The organism is Stenotrophomonas sp. TWI700, from assembly GCF_039673645.1.
Lineage (GTDB): Bacteria > Pseudomonadota > Gammaproteobacteria > Xanthomonadales > Xanthomonadaceae > Stenotrophomonas > Stenotrophomonas maltophilia_AA.
Genome location: NZ_JBDJMB010000016.1, coordinates 71,514 through 82,396 on the forward strand (window position 1 = coordinate 71,514; position 10,883 = coordinate 82,396).

11 protein-coding genes are annotated in these 10,883 nt (G+C 67.3%); 9 read left to right on the forward strand and 2 right to left on the reverse strand.

Translation table 11 applies throughout. The features are described 5' to 3' along the window. Positions 1 to 11: 11 nt before the first annotated feature. Positions 12 to 824 carry a tRNA threonylcarbamoyladenosine dehydratase gene (locus ABE473_RS12680; protein ID WP_346489716.1) on the forward strand — a complete coding sequence of 271 codons (813 nt, stop codon included), beginning with the start codon at positions 12 to 14 and terminating at the stop codon, positions 822 to 824. A 22-nt stretch (positions 825 to 846) separates the two neighbouring features. Here ABE473_RS12680 and ABE473_RS12685 read toward each other — a convergent pair whose 3' ends face one another. Further along, positions 847 to 1,608 (reverse strand): TatD family hydrolase, encoded by a 762-nt coding sequence (locus ABE473_RS12685; RefSeq protein WP_346489717.1) that lies wholly within the window; start codon positions 1,606 to 1,608, stop codon positions 847 to 849. Further along, positions 1,605 to 1,829 (reverse strand): DUF6116 family protein, encoded by a 225-nt coding sequence (locus tag ABE473_RS12690; protein ID WP_319212071.1) that lies wholly within the window; start codon positions 1,827 to 1,829, stop codon positions 1,605 to 1,607. The genes ABE473_RS12685 and ABE473_RS12690 overlap by 4 nt, the downstream gene beginning before the upstream one ends. Positions 1,830 to 1,988: 159 nt before the next feature. Between ABE473_RS12690 and ABE473_RS12695 the strand changes: the two genes are divergently transcribed. From ABE473_RS12695 to ABE473_RS12730, 8 genes are all read left to right on the forward strand, one after another. Next, positions 1,989 to 2,819 (forward strand): glycine zipper 2TM domain-containing protein, encoded by an 831-nt coding sequence (locus ABE473_RS12695; protein ID WP_346489718.1) that lies wholly within the window; start codon positions 1,989 to 1,991, stop codon positions 2,817 to 2,819. 130 nt (positions 2,820 to 2,949) lie between these two features. Then, positions 2,950 to 3,501 carry a GNAT family N-acetyltransferase gene (locus tag ABE473_RS12700; RefSeq protein ID WP_346489719.1) on the forward strand — a complete coding sequence of 184 codons (552 nt, stop codon included), beginning with the start codon at positions 2,950 to 2,952 and terminating at the stop codon, positions 3,499 to 3,501. A 90-nt stretch (positions 3,502 to 3,591) separates the two neighbouring features. Further along, positions 3,592 to 3,717, forward strand: coding sequence for a hypothetical protein (locus tag ABE473_RS12705; RefSeq protein WP_346489720.1), 126 nt, complete (start codon positions 3,592 to 3,594; stop codon positions 3,715 to 3,717). Positions 3,718 to 3,763: 46 nt separating this feature from the next. Continuing rightward, on the forward strand, positions 3,764 to 6,043 hold the full coding sequence (locus ABE473_RS12710; RefSeq protein WP_346489721.1) for a thiamine pyrophosphate-dependent enzyme: 2,280 nt from the start codon (positions 3,764 to 3,766) through the stop codon (positions 6,041 to 6,043). Positions 6,044 to 6,046: 3 nt separating this feature from the next. Further along, positions 6,047 to 7,990 carry an asparagine synthase (glutamine-hydrolyzing) gene (gene asnB / locus ABE473_RS12715; RefSeq protein ID WP_346489722.1) on the forward strand — a complete coding sequence of 648 codons (1,944 nt, stop codon included), beginning with the start codon at positions 6,047 to 6,049 and terminating at the stop codon, positions 7,988 to 7,990. A gap of 167 nt (positions 7,991 to 8,157) precedes the next feature. Beyond that, a complete protein-coding gene (locus ABE473_RS12720; protein ID WP_346489723.1) occupies positions 8,158 to 8,718 on the forward strand; it encodes an NADPH-dependent FMN reductase in 561 nt (186 codons plus the stop codon). A gap of 214 nt (positions 8,719 to 8,932) precedes the next feature. Continuing rightward, on the forward strand, positions 8,933 to 10,357 hold the full coding sequence (locus ABE473_RS12725; RefSeq protein ID WP_121037974.1) for a replicative DNA helicase: 1,425 nt from the start codon (positions 8,933 to 8,935) through the stop codon (positions 10,355 to 10,357). A 236-nt stretch (positions 10,358 to 10,593) separates the two neighbouring features. Next, positions 10,594 to 10,809 carry a hypothetical protein gene (locus tag ABE473_RS12730; RefSeq protein ID WP_346489724.1) on the forward strand — a complete coding sequence of 72 codons (216 nt, stop codon included), beginning with the start codon at positions 10,594 to 10,596 and terminating at the stop codon, positions 10,807 to 10,809. Positions 10,810 to 10,883 lie beyond the last annotated feature (74 nt).

Below are 10,883 nucleotides of genomic sequence, written 5' to 3' on the forward strand. Positions count from 1 at the left end.
AAAATAAGCACATGAACGACGTACTGCGCGAACGATTTGCCGGCATCGACCGGTTGTATGGGGTAGGCACCGTGGATCTGCTCGCCAGCCGCCGGGTGGCGGTGGTGGGCATGGGCGGCGTCGGCTCGTGGGTGGTCGAGGCGCTGGCGCGCACGGCGGTCGGGCACCTGACCCTGATAGATGCCGATGACATCTGCGTGTCCAACACCAACCGCCAGCTGCCGGCGCTGGCCGGGCAGTACGGCCGCAACAAGGCCGAGGCGATGGCCGAGCGCTGCCGGGCGATCAACCCGGACATCAGCGTCGATGCGATCGCCTCGTTCCTGACCGTGACCAACATGGTCGAGCTGCTGGACCGCGATTTCGATCTGGTGATCGACGCCTGCGACAGCTTCCGGGTCAAGGTCGAGACCATTGCCTGGTGCCGTCGGCGCAAGCTGCCGATCCTGACCGTGGGCGCGGCCGGGGGCCGCACCGATCCGACCCTGGTGCGGATCCGCGATGTCTCGCGCACCGAGCACGACGCGATGATGGCGCTGATCCGCAAGAAGCTGCGCAGCGACTTCAACTTCCCCAAGAACGCCTCGCGTTACTTCGGCGTGCCGGCGGTGTACTCGCTGGAAAACGTGAAGTACCCGCAGGCTGACGGCAGCGTATGTGGCATCCGCCCGAACCTCGGTGCGGATGCGGCGCTGAAGCTGGACTGCGGCGCCGGGCTGGGTGCGGCCACGCATATCACCGGTGCGTTCGCGTTCGCGGCGGTTGGCAAGGCGCTGGAGATGTTGATGAAGCCAAAGAAGGCCGCCACGTCCGCGGACGCTTGACCCGGGCGGACCCGCCCGCCACTCAGAGGCCGAACAACGCCTCGGCATTGGCCGTGGTCTGCGCGGCAATCGCCTCGGCCGGTTCCCCGCGCAGGCGTGCCACCGCCGCCAGGATCATCGGCAATCGCGCCGGCTCATTGCGCTGGCCGCGGATGCCCGCATCCGGCTGATCCGGCGCGTCGGTTTCCAGCAGCAGCTGCTCCAGGGGCATGCCGGCCACCAGCCGGTGCAGGCGCTGGGCGCGGTCATAGGTCAACGGGCCGCCCAGCCCGATCAGGAAGCCCAGCTGGTGCAGCTGCCGTGCCTGCTCGGGGCTGCCGGAGAAGCTGTGGACCACGCCGCGCAGCCCGCCGATCTGCTTGAGCGCCGCGATCACCGCATCCACCGCGCGGCGCGCATGCACGATCACCGGCAGCTCGAAGTCGCGCGCCAGCCGCAGCTGGCCCAGGAAGTAGTGCAGCTGGGCGTCCGCATCCAGACCCTCCACGAAGAAGTCCAGCCCGCATTCCCCAACCGCGCAGGGGCGTTCGCGTTCGAGCCACGCCCGCAGCTCCTCCAGGTGCTCGGGGCGGTGCTGGTCCAGGAACATGGGGTGCAGCCCGTAGGCGGGGTGCAGCCCGTCGGCGAGCCGGCAGGCGTCGCGCAGCCCGGGCCAACTGGCGGCCGTGACCGCCGGCACCACCTGCGCCCGCACTCCGGCCGCGCGGGCGCGCGCGATCACTTCAGGGCGATCCGCATCGAACTCGCCCGCATCCAGGTGGCAGTGGCTGTCGATCAACCTCACGCGCGGCGCTTGGCCGGCAGTGGCGGCGGTGTCTTGTCGCCACGTCGTTTCCAGTTGGCCAGCAGCAGCGTGCCCAGGCCGAACAGGATTTCATCCACGAACGGCAGCGGGTCCGGAATCACCAGGGTCACGGCGAACAGCGCGGCGGTGATCTTGAACAGGGTGGGGTAGCGCAGCCGACGCGCCCATTCCAGCACCGGCAACAGTATGGGATTGGACATGGGGCACTCCTGGGCAGATGCTGTAAACGCTATCACGAGCCCAAGGCTCACCGAACCTGAATGGGCAGCCGGATGTTCACGATCCGTGGAGATTCCGTTCAGGGTGGCCGTGCTGGAATTCACTCAAGAACGTTGCGGATCGTCCGCAGGGAGCCGGTTATGAAAAGTACAACTACTACTGCGTTGGTCGCTGCGGGTGCGCTGCTGGTCGGCGGAATCGCCACCGCTGCCTTCATGAAGGGCGGCAGTGCCTCGCCCGATGCGGTGATCGCTGGACAGACCCGGCCCACTCTGGACACCACGCCGCTGGCCGATGACGGCGCGCGCACTGATCAGCTGGCCATCGAAGACAAGGCCGGCAAGCTCGAGTACGCCGACATCGTCAAGGTCGACCCGCTGACCAAGAAAGAAAAGGCCTACGCCACCGTGATCGGCACCGAGCCGGTGCGCGAGACGTCCAGCACGCAGACGCCGCATGAAGTCTGCCAGGACGTGGTGGTCCAGGAACGTCTGCCCGAGCGCGACGGCAATGTCGGCGGTACTGTCGCCGGTGCCGTGATCGGCGGTCTGCTGGGCAACCAGGTGGGTGGCGGCAACGGCCGCAAGGCTGCCACTGCTGCCGGTGCCGTCGCCGGCGGCATGATCGGCAACCAGGTCGACAAGCGCCACGTCGGTGGCCGCGTGGTCAACCGTACCGAGCGCCAGTGCCATACCGAAACCGCGACCTCCGAGTCGACCCGCGTCACCGGCTACAACGTGACCTACCGCAATGAAGACGGCACCACCGGCACCATGCGTATGGCCAGCAAGCCGGGCAACCGCATCCCGATGGGCACCACCAATGCGGTCACCGGTTACAACGTGACCTACCGTTACGACGGCGCCGAGAAGACCGTGAAGATGGACAACAAGCCGAGCAGCGATCGCCTGCCGGTGATCGACGGCCAGCTGGTCACCCAGACCGCCGCACTGGATGCGAACAGGCAGTAAGTGCCTGCAGCTCGAATGCACCACCAGCACGCCGGCATTCGCCGGCGTGTTGCGTTATGGGGTCAGCGGCACAGCACGCCGATCGGTGTTCTAGGATCATCGCGGGATACCTGCAATCACAGAGAACGCCATGAGCATTTTCGACCTCCAGCTGGAGACCGACCGTCTGATCCTGCGCCCACCGCGCGTAGAAGATTTCGATGCCTTCCTGCGCTTCTGCTCGGACCCGGAGGTGATGCAGCACCTCGGTGGCGTGCAGCCGCCGTCGCAGGCCTGGCGCAGCTTCAGCTGCCTGGTCGGCAGTTGGCACCTGTATGGGTTTTCGATGTTCTCGGTGATCGAAAAAAGCAGCGGCGACTGGGTCGGCCGCATGGGCCCGTGGCAGCCGCTGGACTGGCCGGGCACCGAGGTCGGCTGGAGCATCCGCCGCGAGAGCTGGGGCCGGGGCTATGCGCCCGAAGCGGCGGTGGCCAGCATGGATTGGGCGTTCGACACGCTCGGCTGGGAAGAGATCATCCACACCATCGATGCCGCCAACGAGAACTCCAAGGTGGTCGCGCGCAAGCTGGGCAGTTCGCTGCTGCGGATGGGCGAACTGCCGCCGCCGCATGGCGGCAAGCCGATCGAGATCTGGGGCCAGTCGCGCCAGCAATGGCAGCAGCGCCGCGCCACGCAGCGGTGATGCTGCACCCGCGCTTGGCAAAGGCGATGCGCTGAGGCCAGACTCGGCATCGCGGGCAGGCCGCCCGCGATGCATGGCCAAGAGGGTGCGATGACGTCGAATCCCAACGCCAAGGTGCCGCTGGCGCAGCGCGACGACGGGCGCGTGCAGCCGCGGTTCGTGCCCATGCCCACACCGCTGCCGGAGGTGCAGGCCCTGTTCGCGCAGTCCAACTGAGGTCATCCGGTTGTCCACACCCGCAACACGTCACGGAGGGTGATGCATGTTTGCCGTGGTTCCCGATCCGATTCCCGCACGCATGAAAGGCCTCAACCGGGCTGAGATCTGCGATGCCAATTTCATCGATTTCGTGCAGCAGTGGCGCGGCGATCCTGCGCCGACGCCGGCACCCGATGCGCCGATCCTGCCCGGCAGCACGCTGGATGCGCAGGGCTTTGCCGAGCTGTTCGAGTCGCAGCTGATCAGCCGCCATCTCGACCTGATGGCGCGTGTGCTGCGCGTCCAGAACAAGGTCTTTTATACGATCGGTTCGTCCGGCCACGAGGGCAATGCGCTGGTGGCACGCCTGGCCCGGCACACCGATCCGGCGTTCCTGCACTACCGTTCCGGCGGTTTCATGGCCGAGCGCTTCCGCAAGCTGCCGGGCATGGACCCGGTGATGGACGCAGCGCTTTCGTTCGCGGCCAGTCGCGACGATCCGGCCAGCGGTGGGCGCCACAAGGTGTGGGGCAGCAAGCCGCTGTGGGTGCTGCCGCAGACCTCGACGATCGCGTCGCACCTGCCCAAGGCGCTGGGCACGGCGCTGGCCATCGAAAGCGGGCGGCGCATCGGCCACACCCTGCCGATTCCCGACGACAGCGTGGTGATCTGTTCCTTCGGCGATGCCTCGGCCAACCACGCCACCGCGCAGACCGCGTTCAACACGGCGTCGTGGGCCGCCTACCAGCGCCTTCCCGCGCCGATCCTGTTCGTCTGCGAGGACAACGGCATCGGCATTTCGGTCAAGACACCCGATGGCTGGATCGCGCAGAGCTTCGCGCACCGCCCGGGCCTGGATTACTTCTTCGCTGACGGTCTGGATCTGGTCGAGGGGCATGCGCAGGTGGAGCGCGCGCTGGCACATTGCCGGCAGACGCGGCGCCCGACCTTCCTGCACCTGCGCACCACGCGTTTGATGGGCCACGCCGGTACGGATTTCGAAATCGAATGGCGGCCGTTGCCGGAGCTGTGCGCGGCCGAGGCCAGCGACCCGCTGCTGCGCTCGGCGGCGATCGCGATGGCGTCCGGCTGGATGACGGCCGGGCAGGTGCTCGATCTGTACGAGCGCGTGCGCGCGCGCTGTTTCGCTGCGGCCGCCGAGGCGGATCGACGCCCGAAACTGACCGATCTCGCGGAAGTGATCGCACCACTGGCGCCATACTCGCCGGCGGCGGTCCATGCCGAAGCCACGCGGGTGGCTGCCAATGAGGCACGTGCCGTCGCGTTTGGTGGTGAGGCGCAGCTGCCCGAAACACAGCCGCCGCGCCATCTGGCGATCCAGATCAACCAGGCATTGCACGATCTGATGGCCAAGTACCCGTCCACGCTGCTGTTCGGTGAGGACGTCGCGCAGAAGGGTGGGGTGTATACGGTCAGCAAGGGCCTGCTCAAGGCCTTCGGGCCGCGCCGTGTGTTCAATACCCTGCTCGATGAAACCATGATCCTGGGCATGGCGCAGGGTCTGGCCAACCTGGGCATGCTGCCGATCCCCGAGATCCAGTACCTGGCGTATCTGCACAATGCGGCGGACCAGTTGCGGGGCGAGGCCTGCTCGCTGCAGTTCTTCTCCAATGACCAGTACCGCAACCCGATGCTGGTGCGGATTGCCGGGCTGGGGTACCAGAAGGGCTTCGGCGGGCATTTCCACAACGACAACTCGATCGCCGCGCTGCGCGACATCCCCGGCCTGGTGGTCGGCTGTCCTTCGCGCGGCGACGATGCGGCGATGATGCTGCGCACGTTGGCGGCGCTGGCGACCGTCGATGGCCGCGTCGCGGTGTTCCTCGAGCCGATCGCGTTGTACATGACCAAGGACCTGCACGCGCCCGGCGATGGCCAGTGGCTGTTCCGGTATCCGGCCGCCGACCAGGCACTGGTGCTCGGCGAGGGCCGGGTCTACGCGCCGGAGGCCAGTGACCTGGTCATTTTCACCTATGGCAACGGCGTGCCGATGAGCCTGCGCGCGGCACGGGCGATCGAGCAGCAGCTGGGCTGGCAGGTGCGGGTCGTCGACCTGCGCTGGCTGGTGCCGCTCAATGCGGGTTTCATCGCCGCGCAGGCCGCCGATGCCCAGCGCGTGCTGGTGGTCGATGAGGGCCGGCACAGCGCCGGGGTGGGCGAGGGCGTGATCACCGCGCTGGTGGAGGCGGGGCTGGGGCACCTGCCGATCCGGCGGGTATGCGGCGCCGATACCTACACGCCGCTGGCGGGGGCAGCATTGTGCGTGCTTCCAAGCGACAATGCGGTATTGAACGCCGCCCTCGCGCTGGCGCAGGACCCTTGATACATGTGTGGATTGGCAGGCATGCTGCTGCCCGCTCCGGCAAGAGAGCAGGCAGCACTGGAAGAACAGGCGCGGCGCATGGGCGACGCATTGGTGCACCGCGGCCCGGATGACAGCGGGGTGTGGGCCGATGCCTCGGCCGGCATCGCGCTGGCGCATCGCCGGCTGAGCATCCTGGACCTGTCGCCGCTGGGCCATCAGCCGATGACCTCGGCCGATGGTCGCTACGTGCTGGCCTACAACGGCGAGGTCTACAACTTCGCCGAACTGCGCGCCGAGCTGGACGCCCTGGGGCATGGCTTCCGCGGCCATTCGGATACCGAAGTGCTGCTCGCCGCCATCACCGAGTGGGGCTTCGACGAGACCCTGCAGCGCAGCAATGGCATGTTCGCCATCGCCCTGTGGGACCGCGCCGAGCGCTGCCTGTGGCTGGCCCGTGACCGCGTCGGCAAGAAACCGCTGTACTACGGCTGGGCCGGTGAAACACTGGTGTTCGGCTCCGAGCTCAAGGCGCTGTGGCAGCACCCGGCCTTCGACAACGAGGTCGACCGCGATGCGCTGACCCTGTTGCTGCGGCTGGACTACATCCCGGCGCCGCACTGCATCCATGAGCGCTGCTTCAAGCTGATGCCCGGCCGTGTGCTGCGGCTGGACGCCGAGGCCGTCGCCGCCGGCGCCGCCGCGCATCGCCCGGACCAGCTGCAGCAGCCGTTCTGGAATGCGCGCGAGCGCATGCAGCAGGCGCTGGCCGCACCCTTCACCGGCAACGATGCCGAGGCCGAAGAGCGCCTGGATGCCGTGCTGCGCGACGCGGTCGCGCTGCGCATGGTGGCCGACGTGCCGGTCGGCGTGTTCCTTTCCGGCGGTACCGATTCCTCGGTGGTGGCCGCCTTGATGCAGGCGCAGTCGAGCCAGCCGGTGCACAGTTTCAGCATCGGCTTCACCGGTTCGGACCATGACGAGGCGCCGCTGGCGAAGTCGCTGGCCCAGCACCTGGGCTGCGATCACACCGAGCTGTATGTCAGCGGTGCCGACGCGCTCGCGGTGGTGCCCAGCCTGCCGGCGATGTTCGACGAACCCTTCGCCGATGCCTCGCAGGTGCCCACGGCGCTGGTCGCCAAGCTGGCGCGGCAGGGCGTGACGGTGGCGCTGTCGGGCGATGGCGGCGATGAACTGTTCTTCGGCTACACCCGTTACCAGCGGGCGATGCGCAACTGGCGCCTGCTCGGCAAGGTGCCGGCGCCGCTGCGGCGCTGGATGGCCCGCCATGCGCACACGCAGGGCGAGGCCTCGCGCACCGGCGGCCTGGCTGCGCTGTTGGCCGAGTCCGGCGCGCGTGGCATTGGTGATGTCTACCGCAACCGTATTTCGCGCTGGCGCGATCCTGTGGCCGCCGTTCGCGGTGCACAGGCGGCCGGCAGTTTCTACGACCTGGCCGATCCGCTGCACGGCGCCGGCTCACCGGCCGACGCGATGATGCTGGCCGATTTCAGCACCTATCTGCCCGACGACCTGCTGTGCAAGGTGGACCGCACCAGCATGGCGGTCAGCCTGGAGGCGCGTGCGCCGCTGCTGGACTGGCGCGTGGCCGAGTTCGCCTGGTCGCTACCGATGGCGATGAAACAGCGCGACGGGGTCAGCAAGTACCTGCTCAAGCGCGTGCTGGGCCGCTACGTGCCGCAGGACATGGTGCACCGCCCCAAGCGCGGCTTCGGGGCCCCGGTCAGCGCGTGGCTGAAAGGCGACCTGCGCGGCTGGGCCGATGAACTCCTGGATCCGGCGCGGCTGGCCGAGGAGGGCGTGTTCAACGTCGAGGCGGTCGCCCCGCTGTGGCAGCAGTTCAAGCAGGGCGAGCGCAAATGGCACACCCATCTGTGGAACGTGCTGATGTTCCAGGCCTGGCAGGCGCATTGGCGCAACGCACGCGCCGAAGTGACACGCGCATAGCGCCACGCGGGCGGGTACGCCTGGAGGGAAGGCAGCCACCCATGGGGTGGCTCTACGGTATGTGGTGTCGGCTGTAGAGCCACGCCATGCGTGGCTGACGCCGCCTTCACCGTTGCCGAAGGTTGGCCCGCCTAGGCTGGTCCTTTCCCCCGAACGGAGATGACGTGATGGCCGAATACAAGATCGCCGTACTGGTCGGAAGCCTGCGAAAGGGCTCCCACAACAAGGTGCTGGCCCGCGCGCTGGAGAAACTGGCGGTCGGCAAGGCGGTGTTCTCCTACGTGGAGATCGGCGACCTGCCGCTGTACAATCAGGATTTCGACAAGGACTACCCCAGCCAGGGCGTCCGCCTGAAGCAGCAGATCCGCGACGCGGATGCGGTGCTGTTCGTCACCCCCGAATACAACCGCTCGGTCCCGGGCGTGCTCAAGAACGCCATCGACCTCGGCTCGCGCCCGTATGGCGACAGTGCCTTCGCCGGGAAGCCGGCAGCGGTGATCGGCGCCTCGATCGGCGTGATCGGCACCGCGCTGGCCCAGCAGCACCTGCGCAACATCCTGGCCTACCTGGACATGCCGGTGCTGGGCCAGCCCGAGGCCTTCCTGCACTTCAAGGAAGGGCTGATCGACGAAAACGGCACGATCAGCAACGAGGGCACCAAGGACTTCCTGCAGGGCTTCGTGGACAGGTTCATTGCCTGGGTCGGTACCCACGGCGGCACGCACTGATCCACCGCGAGCGGGTCATGCTTCTGCGATAATGGCGTGGACGGACGTCGCAAGGGCGTCCGTCGCACGCGATGCGACGGCCCCGGCCGATCGTACCGGCAGGCGCCGGTATCCCCAGCTCATCCACTGTTTATCCACAGGTTTGTGCATGGCTGCGGGGCTCCCCGCGTGCCTACCATGTCCCACGCCTCACATTGCAGGAAGTACGCCCCCCATGTCCGCCCGTTCTGGCTTCCGTTCCGACCGCAAAGACCGCGGTGACCGCTTTGATCGCGATGAGATGCGCATCGACGCCCTGCGCGTGCCGCCGCATTCGATCGAGGCCGAACAGGCGGTGCTGGGCGGGCTGATGCTGGCTCCGGAGAGCTATGACCGGGTCAACGACCAGCTGACCGAAACCGACTTCTACCGCCGCGATCACCAGATGATCTACCGCGCGATCCGCGAGCTGTCCGAGCGCGACCGTCCGTTCGATGCGGTGACCCTGGGCGAGTGGTTCGAATCGCAGGGCAAGATGGAGCTGGTCGGTGACGGCGCGTATCTGATCGAACTGGCCAGCACCACGCCGTCGGCCGCCAACATCAGTGCCTACGCGGAGATCGTGCGTGACAAGGCGGTGCTGCGGCAGCTGATCCAGGTCGGTACGGACATCGTCAACGACGGCTTCCAGCCCGAAGGCCGCGAGAGCAGCGAACTGCTCTCGGCAGCGGAAAAATCCGTGTTCGCGATCGCCGAGCAGGGCGCACGCGGCCGCACCGATTTCGTGGCGATGCCCGGCGCGTTGAAAGACGCCTTCGAAGAGCTGCGCAACCGCTTCGAGAACGGCGGCAACATCACCGGCCTGCCGACCGGCTACACCGATTTCGATGCGATGACCGCCGGCCTGCAGCCGACCGATCTGATCATCCTGGCCGCGCGCCCCGCAATGGGCAAGACCACGCTCGCGCTGAACATCGCCGAGTACGCCGCGATCAAGTCCAAGAAGGGCGTGGCGGTGTTCTCGATGGAAATGTCGGCCTCGCAGCTGGCGATGCGCCTGATTTCCTCCAACGGCCGCATCAACGCCCAGCGCCTGCGTACCGGCCAGCTGGAAGATGAAGACTGGAGCCGCGTGACCGGTGCGATCCGGATGCTGAAGGAGACCAAGATCTTCATCGACGATACCCCGGGCGTGTCGCCGGAGATCCTGCGTTCCAAGTGCCGCCGCCTCAAGCGCGAGCACGACCTGGGCCTGATCGTGATCGACTACCTGCAGCTGATGAGCGTGCCGGGCAACAGCGAAAACCGCGCGACCGAAATCTCGGAGATCTCGCGATCGTTGAAGGGCCTGGCCAAGGAACTCAACGTGCCGGTCATCGCGCTTTCCCAGCTCAACCGCTCGCTGGAAACGCGTACCGACAAGCGTCCGGTGATGGCCGATCTTCGCGAATCCGGCGCTATCGAGCAGGATGCGGACATGATCGTGTTCATCTACCGCGACGACTACTACAACAAGGAAACGTCGCCGGACAAGGGCCTGGCCGAGATCATCATCGGCAAGCACCGAGGCGGCCCGACCGGCTCGTGCAAGCTCAAGTTCTTCGGCGAGTACACCCGGTTCGACAACCTGTCGCACGATTCGGTGGGTTCGTTCGAATAGCGCCGAAGACGTTACGGTAGTGCCGGCAGCTGGCCGGCTCCCATGGAACTGTCATCGCGCAGAGCCGGCCAGCGGCCGGCACTACCATTGAAACTGTTATCGGGCAGAGCCGGCCAGTGGCCGGCACGACCGCTTCATCGGCTTATTGCCGGTTTCGTCGCAAACCCGTTGCAGCGCGCCCGCGTCGCGCGCGATGGTGGTCTCCGGGCGGCAGGTGCCGCCAACGGAGACCGACGATGAAGACCCTGTTCGCCCTGGGCGTGTGGTGCCTGCTGTTCGTGCTGTGCTGGCCGCTGGCGCTCCTGGCCCTGGTGGCGTGGCCGTTCGTGTGGCTGGTCAGCCTGCCGTTCCGCCTGGTGGGCATCACCTTCTCGGCGCTGTTTGCCTTCCTGCGTGCGCTGTTGATGCTGCCGGCGCGGGTGCTGGGTGGTGGGCGCGTCGCGACGGCCTGAGGCACCCCGGGATCGGGGGGTAGTGCCGGCCGCTGGCCGGCTGCTCTTTCTGTCCGGATTACGTGGAGCCGGCC

What these genes read in the sequence shown, in the direction of transcription:
- ABE473_RS12680 (WP_346489716.1), top strand. Translation starts at nt 12, where the DNA reads ATGAACGACGTACTGCGCGAACGATTTGCCGGCATCGACCGGTTGTAT.
- ABE473_RS12705 (WP_346489720.1), top strand. Translation starts at nt 3,592, where the DNA reads ATGACGTCGAATCCCAACGCCAAGGTGCCGCTGGCGCAGCGCGACGAC.
- ABE473_RS12730 (WP_346489724.1), top strand. Translation starts at nt 10,594, where the DNA reads ATGAAGACCCTGTTCGCCCTGGGCGTGTGGTGCCTGCTGTTCGTGCTG.
- ABE473_RS12725 (WP_121037974.1), top strand. Translation starts at nt 8,933, where the DNA reads ATGTCCGCCCGTTCTGGCTTCCGTTCCGACCGCAAAGACCGCGGTGAC.
- ABE473_RS12700 (WP_346489719.1), top strand. Translation starts at nt 2,950, where the DNA reads ATGAGCATTTTCGACCTCCAGCTGGAGACCGACCGTCTGATCCTGCGC.
- ABE473_RS12690 (WP_319212071.1), bottom strand. Translation starts at nt 1,829, where the DNA reads ATGTCCAATCCCATACTGTTGCCGGTGCTGGAATGGGCGCGTCGGCTG.
- ABE473_RS12695 (WP_346489718.1), top strand. Translation starts at nt 1,989, where the DNA reads ATGAAAAGTACAACTACTACTGCGTTGGTCGCTGCGGGTGCGCTGCTG.
- ABE473_RS12710 (WP_346489721.1), top strand. Translation starts at nt 3,764, where the DNA reads ATGTTTGCCGTGGTTCCCGATCCGATTCCCGCACGCATGAAAGGCCTC.
- ABE473_RS12720 (WP_346489723.1), top strand. Translation starts at nt 8,158, where the DNA reads ATGGCCGAATACAAGATCGCCGTACTGGTCGGAAGCCTGCGAAAGGGC.
- asnB (WP_346489722.1), top strand. Translation starts at nt 6,047, where the DNA reads ATGTGTGGATTGGCAGGCATGCTGCTGCCCGCTCCGGCAAGAGAGCAG.